Annotated in this window: 20 protein-coding genes and 1 pseudogene; 9 read left to right on the forward strand and 12 right to left on the reverse strand. The window is 40.3% G+C overall.

The features are described from left to right. Positions 1-196: 196 nt before the first annotated feature. The 3 genes from AR334_RS07670 to AR334_RS07680 form a co-directional block, all read right to left on the reverse strand. Positions 197-598, reverse strand: coding sequence for a DUF6157 family protein (locus AR334_RS07670; RefSeq protein ID WP_066307571.1), 402 nt, complete (start codon positions 596-598; stop codon positions 197-199). A 112-nt stretch (positions 599-710) separates the two neighbouring features. Continuing rightward, positions 711-1,853 (reverse strand): anti-sigma factor, encoded by a 1,143-nt coding sequence (locus AR334_RS07675; protein WP_066307573.1) that lies wholly within the window; start codon positions 1,851-1,853, stop codon positions 711-713. Next, the gene (locus AR334_RS07680) at positions 1,850-2,344 is read right to left on the reverse strand and encodes a sigma-70 family RNA polymerase sigma factor (RefSeq protein WP_066307577.1); all 495 of its coding nucleotides are present in this window, start codon (positions 2,342-2,344) and stop codon (positions 1,850-1,852) included. The genes AR334_RS07675 and AR334_RS07680 overlap by 4 nt, the downstream gene beginning before the upstream one ends. Positions 2,345-2,621: 277 nt before the next feature. Here AR334_RS07680 and AR334_RS07685 point away from each other — a divergent pair, with 277 nt between their 5' ends. Then, a complete protein-coding gene (locus tag AR334_RS07685) occupies positions 2,622-3,515 on the forward strand; it encodes an AraC family transcriptional regulator (protein WP_066307580.1) in 894 nt (297 codons plus the stop codon). Between the two features lie 148 nt (positions 3,516-3,663). Here the strand turns inward: AR334_RS07685 and AR334_RS07690 are convergent, their stop codons facing one another. After that, complete coding sequence (locus AR334_RS07690; protein WP_066307583.1) at positions 3,664-6,012, reverse strand: Ig-like domain repeat protein; 2,349 nt, start codon at positions 6,010-6,012, stop codon at positions 3,664-3,666. Positions 6,013-6,463: 451 nt separating this feature from the next. Next, positions 6,464-7,036 (reverse strand): helix-turn-helix domain-containing protein, encoded by a 573-nt coding sequence (locus AR334_RS07695; RefSeq protein ID WP_066307585.1) that lies wholly within the window; start codon positions 7,034-7,036, stop codon positions 6,464-6,466. A 278-nt stretch (positions 7,037-7,314) separates the two neighbouring features. Between AR334_RS07695 and AR334_RS07700 the strand changes: the two genes are divergently transcribed. The 3 genes from AR334_RS07700 (at position 7,315) to AR334_RS07710 (ending at position 10,481) form a co-directional block, all read left to right on the forward strand. Continuing rightward, complete coding sequence (locus tag AR334_RS07700) at positions 7,315-8,244, forward strand: ABC transporter ATP-binding protein (protein WP_066307588.1); 930 nt, start codon at positions 7,315-7,317, stop codon at positions 8,242-8,244. A gap of 1 nt (position 8,245) precedes the next feature. Continuing rightward, positions 8,246-9,361 carry an ABC transporter permease gene (locus AR334_RS07705; RefSeq protein ID WP_066307589.1) on the forward strand — a complete coding sequence of 372 codons (1,116 nt, stop codon included), beginning with the start codon at positions 8,246-8,248 and terminating at the stop codon, positions 9,359-9,361. 229 nt (positions 9,362-9,590) lie between these two features. Beyond that, positions 9,591-10,481, forward strand: a complete 891-nt coding sequence (locus AR334_RS07710) for a hypothetical protein (protein WP_066307592.1) — start codon at positions 9,591-9,593, stop codon at positions 10,479-10,481. A gap of 758 nt (positions 10,482-11,239) precedes the next feature. On the opposite strand, the gene AR334_RS07715 is transcribed toward AR334_RS07710, so the two are convergent. Then, positions 11,240-11,506: a DUF4190 domain-containing protein gene (locus AR334_RS07715; RefSeq protein ID WP_066307593.1), complete on the reverse strand. Its 267-nt coding sequence runs from the start codon at positions 11,504-11,506 to the stop codon at positions 11,240-11,242. A gap of 117 nt (positions 11,507-11,623) precedes the next feature. Here AR334_RS07715 and AR334_RS07720 point away from each other — a divergent pair, with 117 nt between their 5' ends. Both AR334_RS07720 and AR334_RS07725 read left to right on the forward strand, forming a co-directional pair. Further along, positions 11,624-12,820 (forward strand): DUF4085 family protein, encoded by a 1,197-nt coding sequence (locus AR334_RS07720; protein WP_066307596.1) that lies wholly within the window; start codon positions 11,624-11,626, stop codon positions 12,818-12,820. A 75-nt stretch (positions 12,821-12,895) separates the two neighbouring features. Further along, positions 12,896-13,639, forward strand: a complete 744-nt coding sequence (locus tag AR334_RS07725; protein ID WP_066307599.1) for a gamma-glutamyl-gamma-aminobutyrate hydrolase family protein — start codon at positions 12,896-12,898, stop codon at positions 13,637-13,639. A 620-nt stretch (positions 13,640-14,259) separates the two neighbouring features. On the opposite strand, the gene AR334_RS07735 is transcribed toward AR334_RS07725, so the two are convergent. Beyond that, the gene (locus tag AR334_RS07735; RefSeq protein WP_066307602.1) at positions 14,260-15,123 is read right to left on the reverse strand and encodes a CPBP family intramembrane glutamic endopeptidase; all 864 of its coding nucleotides are present in this window, start codon (positions 15,121-15,123) and stop codon (positions 14,260-14,262) included. A 174-nt stretch (positions 15,124-15,297) separates the two neighbouring features. Between AR334_RS07735 and AR334_RS07740 the strand changes: the two genes are divergently transcribed. Continuing rightward, positions 15,298-15,552, forward strand: a complete 255-nt coding sequence (locus tag AR334_RS07740; RefSeq protein ID WP_066307603.1) for a hypothetical protein — start codon at positions 15,298-15,300, stop codon at positions 15,550-15,552. A 20-nt stretch (positions 15,553-15,572) separates the two neighbouring features. On the opposite strand, the gene AR334_RS07745 is transcribed toward AR334_RS07740, so the two are convergent. From AR334_RS07745 to AR334_RS07755, 4 genes are all read right to left on the reverse strand, one after another. Further along, positions 15,573-15,917 carry an RDD family protein gene (locus tag AR334_RS07745; RefSeq protein WP_367576354.1) on the reverse strand — a complete coding sequence of 115 codons (345 nt, stop codon included), beginning with the start codon at positions 15,915-15,917 and terminating at the stop codon, positions 15,573-15,575. A gap of 11 nt (positions 15,918-15,928) precedes the next feature. Then, positions 15,929-16,084: a hypothetical protein gene (locus AR334_RS30305; protein WP_253701203.1), complete on the reverse strand. Its 156-nt coding sequence runs from the start codon at positions 16,082-16,084 to the stop codon at positions 15,929-15,931. Between the two features lie 100 nt (positions 16,085-16,184). Further along, entirely contained in the window at positions 16,185-17,090 is a 906-nt protein-coding gene (locus tag AR334_RS07750; protein ID WP_066307605.1) for an ABC transporter ATP-binding protein, read from the reverse strand. Beyond that, positions 17,090-17,779: an ABC transporter permease gene (locus AR334_RS07755; RefSeq protein WP_066307607.1), complete on the reverse strand. Its 690-nt coding sequence runs from the start codon at positions 17,777-17,779 to the stop codon at positions 17,090-17,092. Before AR334_RS07755 ends, AR334_RS07750 begins: the two co-directional genes overlap by 1 nt. Before the next feature lie 163 nt (positions 17,780-17,942). Here AR334_RS07755 and AR334_RS07760 point away from each other — a divergent pair, with 163 nt between their 5' ends. Both AR334_RS07760 and AR334_RS07765 read left to right on the forward strand, forming a co-directional pair. Then, complete coding sequence (locus AR334_RS07760; protein WP_066307739.1) at positions 17,943-18,650, forward strand: response regulator transcription factor; 708 nt, start codon at positions 17,943-17,945, stop codon at positions 18,648-18,650. Continuing rightward, entirely contained in the window at positions 18,647-20,377 is a 1,731-nt protein-coding gene (locus tag AR334_RS07765; protein WP_066307609.1) for a sensor histidine kinase KdpD, read from the forward strand. The genes AR334_RS07760 and AR334_RS07765 overlap by 4 nt, the downstream gene beginning before the upstream one ends. Before the next feature lie 116 nt (positions 20,378-20,493). On the opposite strand, the pseudogene AR334_RS28775 reads toward AR334_RS07765, so the two are convergent. Further along, positions 20,494-21,468, reverse strand: a pseudogene (locus AR334_RS28775) (serine hydrolase domain-containing protein); the annotation flags it as partial. Positions 21,469-21,645 lie beyond the last annotated feature (177 nt).

Raw genomic sequence — 21,645 nt, forward strand, 5'->3', positions numbered from 1 at the left:
CTTTATGGGTCCCTCTCATCGTCGAACAGATTATCTGCAAAGGCTGTGGATTGCAAAATGCTAACGGCGTCAGTGGCCAAGTCCAGCCGGTGCCCGCCACTGAGGATGCAACGTCCATTCCCTCCTCATCAGCTTCGGCATCCGTTGTCCAACCGGGAGGAGGGACGGCCTCCCATCATAATCCAAACCTGCTACATTATTTCCGTTTTAAACGCATGCCTTTTAATAAGGTGATATGATCCGAAATGAGAAATCGCTCGTACGCTTCACTATTAACAGCGTAAATTGCTAGTTTTCCTTCATCGTCATAGTGCATCCCCCACCCATATTTCTTTACCAATGGAGAAGCTCTAAAACACGCTTTAGGCTTTTTGAAAAATTCTTCTCGTATTTCATCTCGTTGATCAGATATAATTTCGTTTTTAATTAAATAGGTTTGAAATTGCACATCTTCCTGAGTATATTTGTAAGCGCTATTACTGATTAAGTCATATTCAATTGAAGCTATAGTCGGCTTGTTATTTCTTGGAAGAGGTATAATAGCTGAATGAACTCCGGAATCCTCCGAAATTGTAATAAAAGTATTCTTATAACTCATACATTACACAACTCCTTTCTAAAACCATTTCCTTTCGTTCCGCAATGTAGGTCTGCCTCTACTAAAGAAGGAAACTTCCTGACAGAAGAAGAACAATTGAAATAAGAATTTATCACCTATCCCAATTCCAAAAACTGACCTCATCCACTCTTAATTCTCCAACCCATGGTTCTTCCCGCAGCTTCAAGATTTCCTTTGTAGGTCCTGTTATAACAACGCCATAATGCTTAATGCCATTCCTTTCAAGGAAATCAATTCGTTTTGAAAGGTCTAGTTTCCCAAGGTAAAGGTTGTTCGCTTTCCGTTCATGATCTTTTAAAAAGGATAAAGTTTTCAGGAATTGTTTGTGGAGAACCTTTTGGTCACCCACATGATATTCAGGAGAAGAATGTCCCTCTGAGATGATCCTGCTGCCGAAAAGCCCTTTCTTAACCTCTCTGGAATCTAGAATCATATCATCGTCATGCCAAATTGGAAAGCTCGGAAAACCAATAGGTTCAAAAATAGATCTCTCATTCTTTCCCTCGAAACCAGTGTCAACAGCTAACCAAATTAAATCCATTTCTTTTCCTTCGAATAGTTGAAAAACTTTCCCGGTTTCGAATAACTCAGTAAAAGATAAATAGGCTGAAACGACAGTTCCTTCGGGAAGCTTCTCCAATCTATTCCAATCCGATATATTCTGATTCTCAACACCAGGATATAAAAAGGCCGGTTGATTCCCCGATACCTTTCCAAAGTATTCCCTTTCCGGATTAGCCATCATTGAAAAAAGAAACTTCGTTTTTAATTCCCCAACCTTTACCGTCTCATCCCCAACTTTTTTGTTTAAATTCCTCACTGCTTCCAAACTAAAATATGGATTTGAATTCGTACTTGTTCCACCCAAATATCCATAAGGGTCCGTTACGGTCAGTGTTTGATTAATTATGTTCCTAAAAACATCTACCCGGTCCGGTGTCCCCCATGAATAGTAAACAGCAGTGAGTATGGATGAAACAAAGGTAAATACAAGAACCACTCCAAGAGCAAAAAAGGCAGTTTGCAGTCTCGCTTTCCATTTACTTCGTTTTAATATTTTTTGTTGTCTTTTTTCATTAATATTAAAATCTTTCATCTGCTCTGTGTTATTTTCCTCAAGAAACTCCTGATATTTTTCTAGTTTTTCCAATTCCTTTTCGAAATCTTCTAATTCGCTATCCGATAGTTCCCCTTTTTCGTATGCTTCCAGTTTTCTTTTAAATTCATTGCTCACTTTTCTCCACCCTTCCCGCGTCTTATCGCCTGTCTGCCACGGAATAATAATACTTTAAAATGAGTTTGCTTCACGTTCATCACATGTGCTGCCTCAGTGTATGATAAGCCGTGAAAATCATGTAAAAGCACCGCAAATTTGTGTTTTTCCGGTAAGTCTTTTAACATGTTGATAATTTCCTGAACTTCTTCTTGTATGACAATCGTATCTGCTGGTGCTTTCCTTTTATCAAAAAAGGATAAGAAAAAGCTTTGTTCCTTTATCACCGTTCTTTTATGCTTGCGATAATGATCAATAAATGCATGATGCGCGACTGTGAATAACCATGTTTTTACCCTTTCCCCGCTGTAATCCTCAATGTAAAGATAGGCACGGAGAAAAGTTTCTTGAACTAGGTCCTCGGCCAAATGGTGGTCATGACAAAGAGAAAGGAGAAAGCGATAAATTTCATGGAAATAGATATTATAAATGTCATCAAGATTCTCTTCCATCTGCTCCTCCCTTCCCTAATAAAACGAATGGACATAAAAAAAGTAACAATATATTTGTAAATTTATCAAATCTTTACAACAGCTACGATTCCAACCTGAAAATTTTTCGGGCAAATCCCATTTCATGTGTCATAACCACCTTCGTCATACAAGGAAATCAAATGCAAGGAATTTATGCCACAATCTAGTTTTTCAATATTTCAAACTTGTTTAGCAAAAAATGTTAAGAACGAATACATGTTTGCTGTTATAGTGGATGTAGGGTAGGTGAACGGGAATGGATTATTTCGTTTGTATACAACGAACGCTTGTTTACATTGAAGAAAACCTGCAAGAACAAATAACTCTAGAGAAACTAGCCGAAATTGCTTGCTTTTCTCCTTTTCATTATCATCGTGTTTTCCAGGCTATAGTCGGAGAATCGGTGATGGATTATGTAAGAAAAAGAAGGCTAACCTATGCAGCAGAACAATTATTCTATACAAATGAAAAGTTGATTAACATTGCGATTGATGCTGGTTTTCAATACCAAGAATCTTTCAACCGAGCGTTCAAAAAGCATTATGGCATTTCACCGAGGCAATATCGCCATGCAAAGAGAATATCCGGACCCTTACGTGGAAAAGCCTATCTGAATACAAATCTCATTTCAGGAGGACATAAAATGGAACCAAAATTAGTCACGAAACCTGCTTTTCACATCATTGGATACGAACTAAAAACAAAGAATGAATACGGTCAGAATAATAAAGACATTCCTGAATTTTGGCAGCAGTACATGAGAAATGGCCTGGGCTGTAACATTCCAAATCCGATTCATCAAAATGTGGAGCTCGGCATTTGTACTGATTTTAACCCTGAAACAGGCGAGTTCGTGTACATCATTGGAATGGAGGTAGAGGAAGGAGCTCAAGCGCCAGAAGGAATGGTGTACAGAAGCTTCCCGGAGCTGGAATATGCGGTGTTCACTACACCAAAGTCAGATGAAGGATCGTTTGTCCCATCCATTCAGTCCACATGGAAATATATTTTTACAGAATGGTTCCCACAATCGGGTTATGAACATCATGGATCCATTGAATTTGAATTGTATGATGAAAGATGCTACGGTTCAGAGAACAAAGTAATGGACATCTACATCCCTGTAAAAAAACAGACCGTAAAGGCATAAAAAAAGTGCCTGGTGTCACTACCCATATATCCATAAATTACGGGTAGTGACAATGGCATTTTCTATTTTTTATATAAGGAATACGCAACTATGGCCCTTTGCTACCGTCGTAGTCCAAACTTGTTATATTAAACCCCGAACTGCTCTTCTATTTCTTTTTCACCATTATAGTTGATGACGTAACTGTGGAGTTTCCTGCGTTGTCAAACGTTTTATATGTGATCGTATAGATTCGGTCCGAACCACTTAATTCATTCCTCAAATAAAACTCGGTATCCGCCGTTCCATATTCCGCTCCTTGAATATCCGGCTCAGGAATTTTGTTGCCCTTCACGACATCGGGTTGGCTGCTTGTGATGGACACAAGCTCAAACGAAGCAATACCTGATAATGCGTCCCTGGCATCCACAGTAGCCTTCACATTTATAAGCTTGCCGTTGCCCCCAATGATGACAGACGGATTGAACGTTACATTCAACAATGGCTTGGTTTTATCGATTTTCACTTGAACTGTCTTTATAGCTTCCGTATTGCCTGCATGATCGACACTACGGTATTCTAGTGTATTGATTCCTTCAGTTTTTACAATAATGCTGCCTGTGTACGTTGCCCATGCACCGCCATTTAGCCTGTATTCGGTCTTTGCTACACCTGAAACGGAATCAGCAGCAGTCAGGCTTACTTCTACATCACTGTTGCGCCAGCCAGTTCCTAGTGTAGGAGTGGTAGTGGTGGGAGCGGTTTTATCGATTACGAACTCCACTCTTTTTACATCTTCAACATTGCCTGCCAGATCAACACTGCGATATTCCACAGTGTTTCTACCTTCCGTTCGTACATACGTTGGAGCCTGATAAGTGACCCAATTTCCTCCATTCACTCTGTACTCTGTCCGCGCTATACCAGACGTTCCATCTTGCGCAAGAAAGGAAAGTGGCACATCTACTTTTACTGGATACGAAGGAATATCCCCGATTGCTGTCTCCGGTTTTTGTGTATCGATTTTGATGGTTCTGGCCAGTACATCCTCTTCATTGCCGGCTTTATCAATACTCTTATATTCAACGACAGTTGTGCCGTCAGCAGACAGACTGAATGGCTCAGCGTATGGCTGCCATTCCCCGCCATTAATCCGGTAAAGTGTTTTTTCGATTCCTGTATCATTGTCGGCAGCAGTGAGTGCAACGGTCACGCTGGAATTATACCAGTCATTCGTTCCAGTTTGGCCCTGGACATTCATCGTTGTCACAGGTTTAGTGGTATCCTGTGTATTCACAAGGATATTGTATTGGGATAGGTCCCTATGTTCAAAAGTTCGGCCTTTGGACTCTTCCTTGCTATTATAGTAGCTATAAAAATTGCCCTTTTTATCCACAACCTCAATAGAATAGAGCGGCCAGGTGCCTGCTGGATCATCGGGGCTTGTCCCAAAATTCCCTTCGTATTTTAAATTCGCGGCATTATAGGTTAACTCTACATCTCGGTAAACATAGCCAACAGGCGCTTTATAAGAAACATAGACATGGTCAACTCCCGAAAGGTCGTCAAAAATGTCTGCCGACAGCTTTACCTGTTCGCCCTGCATGATGGCTGTTTTTGAAACTGAAAACCCGTTTAAGGCCGGCGGGGTAATGTCTCCTACAGTTCCATACACTTCAATATTATAAGCGCTTAAATCCGTTACTTCGTAGTACCCTCCTTGATACGGCGTCTCCCCATTTCGATAGTAATAATGGTTATAAAGCTTATCCCCCATTTGGATCGTGCCAATCGACCATTCTCCTGGTACATCATACGGATCGGCATAAAAGGTGCCTTCATATTTTCCTGTTTCTTGGTTATAGCTCAACTCAAGACCTTTTCCAGCTTCACTATCTCGATTAGGCGGCACAAAACTTACGTGTACATATTCAACTCCGGAACCTTCTTCAATAATATCGGCTGAAAGAGTAATCGATTCTCCTCCAGCAGCCCTTGTTGAGGAGAGGGATAATTCACCGAGCCTCGGTGCTGTATCATCGATTAAAGTACCATACACTTCAATATTGTATTGTGATAGATTCCTATATTCATAGGTTGATCCCTGATATGGTGTCTCTCTGTTATAAATACTATATTTGTTCCCCTGCTTGTCCCTCAAATAAATGGATGATAGTTTCCACACGCCTGCCCCATCATAGGTGGATACATCGAAGGAACCCTCATATTTTGACGTTTCAGGGTTGAAAGTTAGATAAACTGTCTTTGAATAACCGGTTGGACCACTATAATAGGCATAGGCAACATCCACCCCTGATTCCTCTTCAATCAATTCTGCACTAAGCGTTACGGATTCGCCTACCGTAACATTTGTTCCTGATAACGAAAGACTAGAAAGCTTTGGCGGCGTCAAATCACCCGCTGCCATTCCTTTGGACACCGGAGTTAATAATGAAAATAGTAGAATCAGCGTTGCCAACTTTGCGAGCAAATTTCTCCTTTTTCTTAGTAAAATCAATTCTCTCCCACTCCCATTTGAAAATTATGTACGCCTTAATTTTACCTTATTTATCCAGTTTTAGTATATATAAAGATCTTTATATTTTAAAAAATGTTCTCAACTAAGAATAAATCAATTTGCTGCACTACTTTAGTATTAGAACCTTATCTAAGAATCGGAAGGAAAGACTCTACGTGAACAGGTTCACCTTCTTTCTGAACTGGCAGTCACGTAGAACCTCCCTACTTAACCAAATGGTGAATTAAAGTTCGAAGGAAATTACCGATTCGGTGTTTGTCTAACATTTACGGAATGGGATTAAGCAGGAAATATCCTTCAACAAAAAAGTACACCAACAGAAAACGATTTAGCCCTGATAACCCGATTCTCAGAGCGTGCTGCGAAATCGGTTTGATGGTCAAACACCCGAACATGATTAATCATTTCGGGCAGTGACCTTCACTTTCGGTTAGAGTGTATAGGAGGCCTTTTTAAAAAGATTGTCATCAATGATGCATTTTTTCCCTTCAAAATGAACATTCAATTCTCTTCCCTCAATATACGTTTTAGTGACCCGCACTAATAACTGCCTATTTTGTAATTCAACCAAATAGTAAGAAGACAGGTCGTTAAATGAATCGGCGACTTGCAAGACACCCGGCTGAATAATGAAGTCTACAATTTCCTGTGCAAAGTTTAACTTTTTTCTTTTTATTAAAGGATAAATTGCACTTGCGTTTGGATATTTTTCTTTCACCACGGCATCGTACTTCGACCGGCATGTTCCACTTTTCTGATAGTTTTCTAGGTTAATATCTTCCTTGATTATTGTAGTTGTAGTGTTTTCCAAATGATTAACCAAAGAATCAATACTTACATTAAATAATTTGGCAATGCCTTGTAAATTATTTATATCCGGAATTCCTCTGTCATTCTCCCATTTTGTAATAGCCTGCCTAGATACACCAAGTTTATCGGCTAACTGCTCCTGTGATAGTCCTGCTCTTGTTCGAAAATCTTTTATCTTTTCGCCTAATGTCAACTCAATTTCCTCCTTGTGGCATTTTCTATCATAGTTATATCATTTCATTTCATAAAACCCAAGAAACTCCGGTTTCCATCTATGATACTTTGCGTAGCATAGCAAAAAAGAACCATGGGGACGGCTATGTTGCTTTTTTCGGCTTTAGAAAAACGCCAGAAGAACCGTGCCTGTTGTTCTGCTTTACCATTTCACGACATAGGTATAATTTGGTATTTTTTTTTTACATTTAGGACTTTTCGCCACAAAAGGTTTTTCCAAGGAAAGGGGTTGTAGTGGTGAATATTTTAGAAGTTCGGAATTTGAAGAAATCGTTCGGTTCCATTCAAGCTGTAAAAGATATTAGCTTTTCTGTAAGTGAGGGGGAGATTTTTACCATCATCGGACCAAACGGGGCAGGAAAAACAACCACTCTTGAGATGATTGAAGGCTTGGTTCCACCCGATGATGGAGAAATCCAGTTTGGCGAATACAACTGGAACAAGCATGCCATCAAAATCAAAAGGAAAATTGGCGTACAGCCGCAATCTAGTGCGATGTTTGATTTATTGACCCCTGAAGAAAATTTGAATCTGTTTGCGACATTTTACGAAAAGGCCCGGCCAACGGAAGAAATTCTCCAATTGGTCAATCTGACTGAGCATCGAAAAAATCAAGTCAAGAAATTGTCTGGCGGTCAGCGGCAGCGACTTGCGATCGGGTTAGCGATGATTAGTGACCCTGACATTGTCTTTCTGGATGAACCGACAACCGGACTCGATCCTCAGGCACGGCGCAATGTCTGGGATATCATTATTGAACTTAAGAAATTGGGGAAAACGACGATTCTCACCACTCATTACATGGAAGAAGCGGAAAAGCTAAGCGACCGGGTGTGTATCGTGGACCAGGGCTTGGTGGTCACCTTGGATTCCCCCTCCGCCTTAATCGAAAAATTAACAAATGAACGCGAGGTCCGCTTATCCTTCCTTGATGGAGAAACAGCTGCCCAGGAAGCGGAGATTTTTGCAAGGGCCCTTGATTCCGTGACCCGGACAGAACGTGACGGTACCGCCCTTACGCTTTGGACGATTAAACCCGAGGATTTACTGTATGACCTTTTTAAATTCACAAAAGACAAGGACTATCAAGTCGAACAGGTTTCGATTCGAGAAATGAGTCTTGAGGATGTCTTTATCGCTTATACCGGCAAAGAGTGGAGGGATTAAGATGAATAATCTCAAGCAATTTAAGCAAATGTTCCTTGCTCAACTAAAATTAACGTTACGGGAAAAACAAGCGTGGTTTTGGGGCATCTTTTTTCCGGTTATTTTAATGGTCATCTTCATGACGATATTTGGCGGCGGTTCCAATGATGATTTTAGCACGAAAGTGGTCATTGTGAATGAATCGGCAAACGAAACGTCCGCCATGATGGCCAGTCAATTACAACAAATTCCGATAATTAAGGTAAGTGATCCTGTTAGTGAAGATAAAGCCAAAGAATTGGTCAAAGAGAAGGAAGTCGATGCTGCCATCGTTTTGCCGGAATCGGCACAGGCCACATCGATTAAACTGATCGTCAACAAAGAAAATGAACAAAGTGTATCCACCCAAGTCGTTGCCGGTGTCCTAAGTCAATTCATTCAGCAGGCAAACCTGCAGGCGGTTGGCGCAACCCCAACCTTCCAGCAGCAATTTGAAACAGTTTCTTCGGGAAGTTCGGAATTGGAGTATAGGGATTTTCTCTTAACGGGGATGATTGCGTTATCGATTGCCCAAGGCGGCTTATTCGGCATGGTGGACTTGGTTGATATGCGCCGAAAAGGGTTAATCAAAAGGCTACGGATGACTCCGGCAAAAATGGGGATCTTTGGGCTTAGCGATATGGTGATGCGCCTGTTATTTAGCACCATTCAAATCATTCTCTTATCATTAATTGGGGTCTTCGTATTTGGTGCTAATTTGTTTATAAACTTTCCCAGTCTACTGCTGGTCTTTTTAATCGGTGCCCTTGCCTTCAATGGAATTGGCTATTTCATTTCTTCTTTTAGCAATACGAATGAGGCCTACATGGGGGTAGCAAACATTGTCAGTTTCCTCATGATGTTTCTAAGCGGCATATTCTTCCCGGTTGAAACCATGCCCGAATGGCTGCAACCCGTGTCAAACATTCTCCCGCTCACCTATTTTGCAGACGGCCTAAGAGACAGTATGGTCTATCATACTTCTATTCTGGCAACCCCATTTTGGATTGGCTTTGGCAACATGCTTCTTTGGGGCGGCATTGCCTTTATCATAGGTTCTTTGTTGTATAAAAGGCAATCCATTGTGTCGACCAGGTAATACACGGTTAACAAGTCATCTGCTATACATTTTAAGTCACTGCCGGAAATTCAGGGCAGTGACTTTCTTTCATTCCCCCCCATTTTCGGATTAATTTCACAAAATGTACAAATTTTCACCATATTTCGACACTAAGAATGAGATATGATAGCGATATCACATCCATGATTCCCCACTAAGAACCCCCATTTATTTTAAATAAAAATTTGAAAGTGAGTTGATTCGTTTTATGTCAAAGAAAATGAAAATAAGGGATATTCGCAGTAAGAACGGGCCTGAAATAAGTATGCGCGTCCACCATTTTGCGAATCCGGAAGAGCGGCAACAAATACTGATGGATTTAGCCATTAGCTCACAGTTTCAGATGCGTTATCGCGGGCTCTTCGAATACTACGGCAAAGATTTTATTGCTTACAAGCGAGAAAAACCTTCTGACAAAAACCGCAATGAATTCCTCCGTGTCATGTCCATGTATATGGCTAACTATTTGGAAGATGATTCTCCCCCTTCATGGAAACTATGCCAAGCCTCATTTTGGGAAGACTTCATTTATTCCTTTTATCCTGATCACATCAAACACTCACCAGACGAAAAATCCGTAGAAAACTTCCTGTATCAATTGAAAAAATTTGTTCGCTGGCTAGATAAGCGCGTTGGCACCTCATGGTATTCAACTGTCGAGCAATACACTTCTGAAGCATTTCCAGATCTTAAAATCTGCGAAAAAGTCCTGTATCGCCTTGTATTACACCACTTCCCTCGGATTCATCACGCAGATTGGAATTACCAACAAGATGTGGAACGAATCAGTCAAGAACTCAGCCAATGTACAGAAGACATAGAAAGCCAGTTTAAAGTCACTACTATCATTGGGACAACCGTAGTACTGAGCGAACTGAAAACAAATTGTACTTATTACGTCAGAGATTTGCCTAGTGAATTACTTGCACCTGGCTTTACTTTAAGTGGAGTCATTGGCAAAAAAAGCGGTGAGCAAACATGGAATTGGTACATTACTGTTGGGATCCACCCACCTAAAGGACGAAAACTGGATTACGCCGTCTCGATAAAACAAGAGAGTATCGACACTTATGATGGGGTTCATTTTTTCAAAAAATAATTTATTGCCTTACTTAAGAGTATAGTTAATGACAAGGTAAACCAAGGGGACGGTTCGGCTGACTTTTCAAGCACTAAAAAAATGTCATGAAAACAGTCCCTGTAGTATCAAGGCTTCGGATTAATCCCCACCCAGGATATTCCGATCATTAAAAAGGTAAATATTAAGATAAACAAGCTAATCCCAATCCCCCAAAGGGCATCTAAAAACCAAACGGTTAATTGCTGATATAATACGATTTAGTTACAACGAGCAGGTGTTATTAATGTAACTTGACTATACTGGCGGTATTAGGAGGAAAGATGCAATAGGTATGAGAATTCATAGGCGGAGAATTTCCGGCTATTGTATATTGGGGAGGCTTAAGAAGCAGATATAAACGGAGAATTTCCGATTAACTACTCTAAATTAGACAAAATCAAATGATTTGGATGAAATAAGCGGAAAAAGTTCCTTTATTTATAGGGAAATATGGGTATTTCCCAATTTAAACGGAATTTCTCCGTTTATTTTTCACACGAAGGGAAATCAACTACCTAAAATAAAGGTACAGCAATAAAAAAATAAGGTGAGAAAATCAAGACGATTTCGCACCCTATTTTGCACTGCGGTTTACTGTTTTGCACCTTTAAATATATTAATTGCATTTATAATGTACAGCCTCTGCTTAACAAAAGATTGGTCATCAATTCATCAATTAAACTATTAATTCATTTTAAACACGCTTCGCCCTTCAGTAGGAAAGGTTGGTTGAGTCTTTAACCACTAACCGATAAAGAAAAATAGGCAACATACCCCAGCATCATTAAAAGCTGAAGGATGATTCCCACAATACTACAAATTAAACCTGCGGTAGCTAATCCTCTACCATTTTCATTTGTTTTGTTCATTTGATTTACTGCTATTCTTGAAAAGACAATTCCAATAATGCCTAATATTAAACCGATAAATGGAATAAATAATGATAAAATACCGACTGTTAAGGAAATTACTGAACTATTGTTTGTTTGGTTTTTTTCAGACATTCTCCATCCCCCTCTGGACAATTTTACCATTAATATTAGGTGGCGGCATAAAATCTATGACTCAATTAACAAAAATCTATAGTATACTACCTTTACCAACTACTTCGAGGTGTTATTATGTGGAGTATAACAAGTGCTGCAAAGGAAAAGTTTAGAAAATGCCATCTTCTGCCGATCCATGAATCCGATGAAGACTGGGAACGTGCTTTACAAGAGGCCGAGGAAGAGGGGGAAGACCTGATTGGCCGCCTAAAAGTGGAGCTTGAAGAAGTGAAACAGGAATTGGTTCAAGTGGTGCCAAGCTGGTTCATTCCGTATGTAGAAAATGGAACATTAAATCAACCGACGTTGCCAAAAGATGTGCGTGAAGATTATTTACAATGGATGAACGAGTCAAGCAAGGAATTTGAACAAGTGTTAGATGCTGCCTTTGAACATACCCAACAAGCATTACCATTTCTTTCCCCTGCGGTCCAGGATGTCTTTATGGAAAGCTTGCATGATGCAACCATTGAGCGAATGGTTCGAGATGAGGACACGCTTCACCTTTACGTTAATACGGATGGCGGTTTTTCAACAAAATCATTGATTCATTTTTCGTTTGAAGGAGTCACATCTGAAGAAACGGATACCCCCATCGAGATTGGGCAATGGTTGATTTATGACGAGTTGCAAAAAACGGATGATGGATTTGCGTTCCGGGTATTATTTGAATGTCCGGATGCCGAATGGACCATTACTGCGAAACACATCGATGCCGAATATTTTTACCGTCCCAAACTATATACGAGATTAAGAGATGAAGAAAAGCTCGAGGGGACATCATTGGCTGAATATGCGGCGATGTTAAATCCTGAATATCGCTATTGGTTCATTACTCCAGATGTCGAGTGTGTGATTACATCGTTAACGGAAAACATCGCAATCGAAAACGGTTCGATTGAACTGGGACAAACTGAATTTGTGGTGACGTTCGGGAATAACCGTTACTCTTATCCTCTAAGCCAATTCAACCCCATTCAGTTTGTATATACAGATGTATACGAGGATCCGTATGCCCATTTCAATGAACCTGTACCGGAAGACGAACTCGAAGCTGCCGCCTTAGGCGATAATTTGGAATTACAAGCGCGCGCATGGAATACGATGTATGCCAATTCTAGAGAGCTAAAAGACATCATCAATCGAGTTCTAGGTAAAATCGAGATAACTGACGAAAATGAAATGATGATTAGTGTAATGGTAAGTCATTTTTATACTGAAGGGATTTTGACAGAAGCGATGGTCAATAAGTTTCGAACGGTAATTGATTAGCCGTATATAGCTTTGGTATCCTAGCAAATTTTTAATAGAATAGTAAGTAAATAGACTATTGAGAGGAATGTTACCATGAAACCAATTATTGGCGTAACCGCATCACTTCGAGAAGGAAGAGTATCCGTGGACAATGATGTGCTAAAATCCGTGCTTTTGGCTGGAGGCATCCCTTATATCATTCCTTATAGTGATGATTTGTCCGTTATGGATGAGATTGTTCAGCATCTAGACGGGTTGGTATTGAGCGGAGGAGTAGATATTGACCCTACATTTTTTGGCGAAGAACCCATTCCTAATTTGGGGGAAATAATGCCCGAAAGAGATGCACTTGAGATTTCTCTTATTAAAAAGGCGCTCGCGGCAAACCTGCCGATTTTAGCGATATGTCGGGGTGTTCAAATTCTCAATATCGCAGCCGGCGGGAATATGTATCAGGACTTATACAGCCAAAAAATTGGGCTATTGCAGCATTCCCAACGAGCACCTGAGACCCATTTATCCCATTTTGTGCATTTACAGGAAGGGACCCTGCTTCAAACGATTTCCAACTGCACCCAATTTAAGGTAAACAGTTTCCACCATCAGGCGGTCAAGGATCCCGCTCCTGGATTCATTTTTAGTGCCAGTTCAAGTGACGGTGTTGTAGAAGCCATTGAAAGTGGCCATCACTTCTTTGTTCTTGGTGTTCAATGGCACCCAGAGCATCTAACATCATTTGATGAACCTTCAAAGCGTATATTCAATTCTTTTATCCATGCTTCAACATGCAAAGACAGGCAGGCTGAAACGTATTTAAAAATACTTACCAGTCCATAAACCATTTAGGGGGCTTTTAAAAAAGTTCCCCTCTTAAATAAACACTAACCTATTTAACCTTATCGTGTTTTAAATAAAAGTTCGGATATAAAAGTATATAACGAAGGAAACAACTCCTAAAACAATTTTTAATATCCTACCTTTCTTGTCTATCACTGATTCGAAAAATAATACAGCCGCAAATAATACCCATATCTTCTCAATTAAAAACACCCCAACAAGTGTGAGAATTGAAAATCCAAATATGGGAAGCATCAAAATGAATGATACTATAAAAAATCCACCTAAAAAGGTTAGTCTTTTCTTAAGCGAATATCGTTTATAATATGAGAATGCTAAGAAGCAAATGATCATTAATAAGGCTATCCATGGAATAATCATGTACAAAATCCTCCACTTTAATGTTCTAATTTCGATATCTAGAATCAGGTCCCTTCAACCCTTTTATTATTGGAACAAGAAAAGTCTATTTCTTTTTCTGGCGAAATAAATCAACAGACTTATACCCCTGTGATAGGATTTCAACCTTTTTTTCTTGGCGTTTTTCACGTGATGCACCGCCAGATTACGATCATTACCCAGATTTAATTTATCGATAATGGTCATGATTTTCTCTTTTTCTAGAATGAATCGTCCTTTTCATTATTTATCTCTTTTTTTAACATAAAACTAAATGCGGTAAAACCGCTAATTAGGATGTAAACCATGATGACAGGGAGCGCGACCTCAATCCCATAAGCTCCACCCGTCATCCAAATACTATCAGATTGAAAACGAAACAGGGCAAGCGAGGATTGAGCGCTTTCCTCCATATGGGCAAATTGGACCACATTGGAGTTCATGAAAAAGTTCCAAATCATATGGACCATAACGGAATTCCATACATTTCCTGTCTTGTATACGATAAGGGAGAACATGATTCCAACCAAGGTGCCCCCGATCAGGACCATGCTGCCATCGATCAAATGAAGATTATTCATGGTCATTAAATGAAGGGATCCGAACAAAATGGAAGTAACAGAAACCGCCGTTATCCTGTTCCATTTGTCTTCGAATAGTTTCAATAAATAGCCTCGAAACAAAAACTCTTCGATCACTCCTGCTGAGCAGGCAGCCATAAACGAGCCCATGATCATCAAGAAACCGTTTGAAAAAGAGATTTGTCCCTGTTGCTCAAATATGGCTAATTTTGTAAACAAATAAAAGGCCATGACTGTAAGCGGCATCGTTAAACCAATGAAGACCCATAATTTATTCGTCTTGGCCAAGCTTTGAATGCGAAAATATGCAGCCTTTTTCTTAAAAAATTGCCGGGCATAAAGCGCCAGTATCGCTAGTGTAAGTCCCATACGAACGAATTCCTTGATCACAACCCGGATTGAAGGGTGATCAATCCAATCCGTCAGCGGGTTCACCATAATAGCTGCCGCCAAAAACAAAATAACCAACACCAAACCATGCAATACGACTTTTCCCCAATGCATATCCTTTCAGCTCCCACACTTTTTGTGATTTTAAGTCACTTAAAAGGCCTACCATCCGCGAAAATTTCAAGTCGCTGTTTGCGACAAAATGGTTTACTTTAGTCAAATATTGGGTTACTCTTATACATAGATATTCTATATACATAACTATTCTATATAACAAAGGGGATAAATATGAAAATATTAGCTTGGGCTTTGATACCATTTTATTTAGTGGTTACAATCTTTTGGATGGCAAATTCTCCGATTTTATTTTCATCATGGGGTATCTTTATTTGGATCATTTCCATTGTGTTAGGGTTTGTCGCTTATACTCAAATAAAAGAACCAATCATTATTAAAAAACTAATATTGTATTCAAGTTCCTTTATGGTGTTTTTGGTTATTGTAACCATTTTAATCTATTTGGCAGTCAGTTCTATGCCTTAACCTATAGTTTCGTACAATAGTCAGCGTACTACTTCTGTTCCTGCTATCCAGTCATAAACATTTTTCCTTTTTTTATTTATAAGCGGAATGATTAGATATAATAATATGACCAGATTGACAGCATTTAGAATCACATAAACTGTAAGCTCAGAAAAGTCTGTTGGCAGCATTAATCTCCATATACCGAAGTGAGCGACCTCCCACGGAAGAAACTTGATAGCTGTTCGAAAAGCTGAACGACCGATTCCAATGCGCTGACCGATATTGTCAACAACGCGGATCCCCATTTTTCTCTTCCCCCAAGTTCCCTGCCTTGTTGAACATTCACAAATAATAAAATAAAGTGAAACTGGCAACGTCATCATAAAAAATCCTGTTAATTCGGCTGTGACAGGAGAACTTGAAAATAAGGGTTAATATATGAGCTAAATAAGAATGATATCGTACCTACAACTAAAACACCATATAGAACGATAAGGAGATAATCGATTAAGAAAGTGAAAAGGCGGATTTTAAAGGGCGCATTTGTCATAATAATCACCTCCTGCTTCATCATCTTTAAAAAAATAACTCTTCTCAAAACATTACCACAAAAATCCAAATTATTATTTCAATTTTAGATTCACATGAATTTATTCTTCCAGGAATATATCCTCAAGCGTTGGTTCTTCCACTTCAACACGAAGTACATCTGCCCTGCACTGCTGAAACGCCCGAATGATTTCAGCAATCTTCTTCTCATCTTCCACGGTGATGGTTACATAGGGAACCTTCATTTCCAGATCTGTTCCCGCTGATTCCAGCCACTGCTGCAGCTTCATCTGTTCCGATACGGGTATCGGGGAATGCTTGATTTTGACCTTAATGGACGACCGATAGAAGGATCTAAGTTCCTCCATGGTGCCGCTGCTTGCAATCTTTCCTTCTTTCATAATGGCAATTCTTGTACAAAGTTTCTCCACTTCCGCCAGATTGTGAGAGGTCATAAAAATAGTCTTCCCTCTTTTTTGCAGCCAGGTGATCAGCTTATGGATATGAAGCACGGATTCTGCATCCAAACCGGAAGTGGGCTCATCCAGGAAAATAAGTTCAGGATCATGGATAATCGCTAGGGCAATCCCTAGTTTCTTTTTCATCCCAAAAGAGAATTTAGCCGCTTTTTTCCGGGCATGCTCCTCCAAGCCAACTAATGTGAGAACCTCCCTACACCATTCCTTTCCCGCCGGTTTTCCCGACAAAGCCGAAAGAAATTTTAATTGCTCGAAAGCGGTTAAGGAACCATATAACGTAGAGTAATCAGGCATCACGCCTATCCGTTTTTTCACATCATCATTTGGACCATTTACACCTAACAGTGAGTATGTTCCAGAACTTGGTTGAATAATGCCGGTTAACATGTTAATAAAAGTAGATTTTCCCGCTCCGTTCCGACCTAAGAAACCAAAGATTTCCCCTTTTTCGACGATAAGATCAATTCCTTTTACAATCGGCACTGCTCCATACGATTTCTTCAGCTGCTTTGTTTCAATCGCAATCATCAGCATTCCCTCCTTTTAAAAATCAGATTGGCAAGCACGAGCATGATACCTGCTAAAATAAAAATCACCAAAAAAGTAAAATCTTCTCGCTCTAAATAATAAAAGGGGGTCATAAACTTCACCCAACTCACCCAAACATTCGACGTAAACACAACCCAAAATCCTAAAATCGGAAAGATAAGTCCAATCACAATTCCCAAAAACATTGTAATCCCAGGCTTGGAAACCAGGACTGACAGCAGGATGGTCAAGCAGATTTGATAGGTTACTAAACTCAAGACCTGAGAAAAAATGAAAAAATCAATTCTTTGGGAAAATATACTGATCAGGATGAAGGAAATTGCCAAACAACTGAACCAAAACAGCCAAATACCGAAAAATTTCCCTAGTAAAATCGAAGTTCTTGACGTTCTTGTGACTAAAAACCGCATCGTCCGTTCGTGTATTTCCCTGTTCATGGTATCGTGAGATAGTCCCGCTACAAATAATTGCCCCAGGAGTAAAAGAAGCCCCAAAAGACCAACCGTGTGAATATTTTCCGCTTCCTTTGCGGAAAGCTCCATCCCAGTCATTAACAGATTGGCGAACTTGGCTGAATAATAAGAGGTTAGGAGTAAAATCACAATAACGATTAACGATTTAACTCCTTTAAATAAACTTAAAAATTCCCTTTTCCCCATTACATACATACTCTTATTCCCCTTTCTGGTTTATTCTAATAAACTATTTACCATTATTATAGTTTTCCTTTCTTAAGCCACTGAAAATTCCACCTTAATTTTTCCTTAATTCCTAAACTTTTGGCGGCTGAATGATATGATAAAAGTAGATGAACGAGAATGGGAGATTGTTATGAGTGAGCCACAATTATTAATTGTCGACGATGAGAAGGCCATATTACATATGTTAACCACTATTTTATCGAAAGAGGGGTTTACCCATGTTGATACCGCAGGAACAGCTGAGGATGCTCTTTCTCTATGTCAGACGAAACGATATGACCTCATCCTTTTGGATGTGATGCTTCCGAACCGCAGCGGTTTTGAAATTTGCCCGCTTATTAGGGAAACGACCGACGCTCCTATATTCTTTCTTACAGCAAGGGCCACTGATTTGGATAAACTTTCGGGCTTTGCCTTAGGTGCAGACGATTATATTACCAAACCTTTTAATCCTCTGGAGGTCGTCGCTAGAATCAAAGCGCATTTACGCCGTCACACCGGAAAAGCCAAAAATGATTCTAAAACGTTGTACCAATATGGGCCCCTCCATGTAAACACACTCTCAGGGGAAGTAACCGTAAAAGGAAGTTCAGTAGAATTACCGGCACAGGTCTATCAGCTATTGCTGTTCTTTTGTAAACACCCTAATCAACTATTTAGTAAAAGCCAGCTTTATGAAAAAGTATGGGGCGGGGAATTTCTGGGTGAGGATAATACCGTTATGGTTCATATTCGAAAGCTTCGCGAGAAAATCGAGGACGATCCTAGTAAGCCACGTTACATTACTACCATAAGAGGGTTGGGCTATAAATTTGTACCTGATGTGGACCAGCGATGAACATCCATAAACGTTTTGTCGTACAGTTTTTCATTCAACTAATCATTGTTTTTATCCTATTTTTCACTCTATTACTCTTGATTTGGGCAATCATCGGCTTTACCATCATGAATGATGAGGTTACCAAGGATCTTTCCAAGGCAGATGAGTCTTTTTTTTCTAACAGGGTTACAGTCAATGGAAATAAGGTGACGTTTGATGATGAATTAAAGAAGCTGGCGACAAATCAAAATGGCTGGCTCCTTGTCCTAACAAAAACGGGTGAGGTCATTGGTTCATACAATGCCCCTGAACATGAACGCGCCCGTTTTACAAATAGCGAATTGGCTGCTTTACTACTGCAGGATTCCTCTGACTCTACCGAATATACCAATTGGCTGTTAGAAGAAACGAAATCCCAGCCGTACCTGCTGCTATTCGGAAAAAATAAGGCTGAAACCAGGTTGCTAAACGCAATAAAGAAAGATGTCGATTGGAAAAATCAGAGACTCCAGCTTTCCGCTGACATTCTTCAGCAAATGAAGGAAGAAAAAGGCTGGGCTCAATTGATAGATGGGTCCGGGAAAGTAGTAGACAAATATGGCACAGATAAGGAACACGCAACTTACGAGCTCCAGGATCTTCACCAATTATCAATGGAGGAACACGATTCCATTGCGGCTTACTTTGATGCAGAGTCAGAACAGACCATAATGGTGGGCATCCAAGATTTTCGTTCAACCCCAAATCCTGAGGTAAGCTTGGTTAAAACGATGAGCAGAGGTTTCGTCGTCATTTCTGTAGTAATATTTTTGCTATTATTGATGGGTACCTTCTGGTATGCACGTAAATTCGGGGTTCCATTAATTACGATGATGCAATGGATTCAGAATCTTGGCAATGGCTTATTTGAACAGCCGAACGACCTCCTTCAGCAGCCCCTAATGTTAAATAAAAAAGGAAAACTAAAAAGGCCGTATCGTTTGTACAAGGACCTTATTGCAACCCTTTCACAATTAACAGAGACGCTAAAACAAAATGAATACGAAAGGAAGAAAATGGCGCAAACGCGGGAAGAATGGATCAGCGGTCTCTCCCATGACTTAAAAACACCGCTTTCCTCCATTTCCGGTTATGCACAAATGCTTGAAGCAAAGGATTATTCCTGGACAGAATCGGAGACCAGAGAATTCGCTGGGATCATATCAGAAAAATCAACGTACATGATGAATTTACTTGAAGATTTAACCTTAACCTATCGCCTAAAAAATCAGGCTTTGCCAATCGCCAAAGAACGGATCGATCTGAACGAATTCATCCGCCGAATGGTCATCCATTTTATCAATGATCCAACAAACAATGAGCAGGAATTCCTTTTCCAGCCGGAAAATCGGCCGGTTTTCGCGTCAGTTGACCCAAAATGGTTTCAAAGAATTATGGATAACGTTCTGGCTAATGCCGTCAAGTACAATCCTCCCGGTACAACTATTACAGTATCGGTTTCATCGATTGAACAGCATTTAATCGTAATTACGATTGAGGATGATGGCATTGGTATGGACAATGATACGCTCAATAAACTCTTCCATCGCTACTATCGCGGCACCAATACAAGCGACTCCGGGAGCGGAACTGGACTTGGAATGGCCATCACGAAACAACTAGTTCTCCTCCATGGAGGATCGATTAGTGTGAAAAGTGTGCCTCAAAAAGGCACAACGGTCCGAATGATTCTTCCCCTGGGGTGATAACTTTTTCAAATCGCTAAATTCATTAAGAAGAGCGCATTCCCTACTGCCGGAAATGCGCCCGATTGATGAATTTCTTGAAAAGAGCGATAACCTTTGGACCCTGCGGTTACTTCTTAACATGCACCATAAATAACATTCCGCAGCCTTGGCTGATGAATACCTTCAAGGTTCGGAAACATTTGTTGCATGTAGACGGCAGATAAATTTTCCTTCACATCGACCATAAGCCATGTACCCGCCAAACCCATCCAGCCAAATTCACCTAACGAGCTATTGCTTCCTCCAGTGGCTGGATCGATCAATGTGCGAACTCCGAGGCCATATCCATAACCTTTCAGTTCATCCCAGTTATAATACGTTAAAAGTTCTGGTGATAGATGGTTGGTAGACATGAGCTCGATCGTCTTCCGCCCTAAAATGCGCACACCATCCATCTCTCCCCCATTTGCCAGCATATGTCCGAACCGGCTATAATCCTCCAGTGTAGACAGAAGTCCGCCACCGCCGCTTTCAATAAGAGTACCGGGCTGGTAGCGGGCATACATGCTCGTATTTTTCACTAATTAGCCTTCTTCGTTGCGGTCGTATAAGCTGCAAAGCCGGTGTTTCTTTTCTTCAGGAATCTTGAAAAAGGTATCCTCCATTCCCAGTGGGTCAAAGATTTCATCCTTTAAAAATTGACCGAAGCTTTTACCGGACAGTACCTCAATTAATGCTCCAAGAACATCATGGCTAAATCCGTAATGCCAGCGGGTCCCCGGGTCAAATGCCAGTGGAATGGAAGCAAGCGTTTTGGACAATTTCCGTACGTTCCAGTCCGGGCTTTCAGATTTTGCCGCTACCTTTTGGGCCACTTGACGTTCTGTTTCAAAAAAGTACCCTCCATAAGTAAGTCCCGAGGTCATCATGAATAAGTCTTTAACGGTAATAGACCTTGCCGCAGGCACGATTACAGTTTCGCCAGTTTCGCCAGTCTGATAGACTTGAGGATTTTTAAATTCCGGCAAATACGCTTCAAGCGGGTCATTTAACAAAAACAGGCCCCGCTCATATAACATTAATGCAGCCACACAGGTAATGACTTTTGAATTTGAATGAACCTCCCGCGATTGAAATCACGGGTTTCTGGGTTGGTGCTAATGCACATTGACCACATGTGGCTGGGAACACACAGCCGCTATACCGTTGGCAAAAGCCTTCGGCACTACTTTTCTTACAATATTACATGCAGCATTTACATCTGCATGAATCAAAATATGATTTTG

Origin of the sequence: Bacillus sp. FJAT-29814 (genome assembly GCF_001510715.1) — a bacterium.
GTDB lineage: Bacteria > Bacillota > Bacilli > Bacillales > Cytobacillaceae > Neobacillus.

What these genes read in the sequence shown, in the direction of transcription:
- AR334_RS07670 (WP_066307571.1), bottom strand. Translation starts at nt 598, where the DNA reads ATGAGTTATAAGAATACTTTTATTACAATTTCGGAGGATTCCGGAGTT.
- AR334_RS07680 (WP_066307577.1), bottom strand. Translation starts at nt 2,344, where the DNA reads ATGGAAGAGAATCTTGATGACATTTATAATATCTATTTCCATGAAATT.
- AR334_RS07685 (WP_066307580.1), top strand. Translation starts at nt 2,622, where the DNA reads ATGGATTATTTCGTTTGTATACAACGAACGCTTGTTTACATTGAAGAA.
- AR334_RS07705 (WP_066307589.1), top strand. Translation starts at nt 8,246, where the DNA reads ATGAATAATCTCAAGCAATTTAAGCAAATGTTCCTTGCTCAACTAAAA.
- AR334_RS07710 (WP_066307592.1), top strand. Translation starts at nt 9,591, where the DNA reads ATGTCAAAGAAAATGAAAATAAGGGATATTCGCAGTAAGAACGGGCCT.
- AR334_RS07715 (WP_066307593.1), bottom strand. Translation starts at nt 11,506, where the DNA reads ATGTCTGAAAAAAACCAAACAAACAATAGTTCAGTAATTTCCTTAACA.
- AR334_RS07720 (WP_066307596.1), top strand. Translation starts at nt 11,624, where the DNA reads ATGTGGAGTATAACAAGTGCTGCAAAGGAAAAGTTTAGAAAATGCCAT.
- AR334_RS07725 (WP_066307599.1), top strand. Translation starts at nt 12,896, where the DNA reads ATGAAACCAATTATTGGCGTAACCGCATCACTTCGAGAAGGAAGAGTA.
- AR334_RS07735 (WP_066307602.1), bottom strand. Translation starts at nt 15,123, where the DNA reads ATGCATTGGGGAAAAGTCGTATTGCATGGTTTGGTGTTGGTTATTTTG.
- AR334_RS07740 (WP_066307603.1), top strand. Translation starts at nt 15,298, where the DNA reads ATGAAAATATTAGCTTGGGCTTTGATACCATTTTATTTAGTGGTTACA.
- AR334_RS07745 (WP_367576354.1), bottom strand. Translation starts at nt 15,917, where the DNA reads ATGATGACGTTGCCAGTTTCACTTTATTTTATTATTTGTGAATGTTCA.
- AR334_RS30305 (WP_253701203.1), bottom strand. Translation starts at nt 16,084, where the DNA reads ATGACAAATGCGCCCTTTAAAATCCGCCTTTTCACTTTCTTAATCGAT.
- AR334_RS07750 (WP_066307605.1), bottom strand. Translation starts at nt 17,090, where the DNA reads ATGATTGCGATTGAAACAAAGCAGCTGAAGAAATCGTATGGAGCAGTG.
- AR334_RS07755 (WP_066307607.1), bottom strand. Translation starts at nt 17,779, where the DNA reads ATGTATGTAATGGGGAAAAGGGAATTTTTAAGTTTATTTAAAGGAGTT.
- AR334_RS07760 (WP_066307739.1), top strand. Translation starts at nt 17,943, where the DNA reads ATGAGTGAGCCACAATTATTAATTGTCGACGATGAGAAGGCCATATTA.
- AR334_RS07765 (WP_066307609.1), top strand. Translation starts at nt 18,647, where the DNA reads ATGAACATCCATAAACGTTTTGTCGTACAGTTTTTCATTCAACTAATC.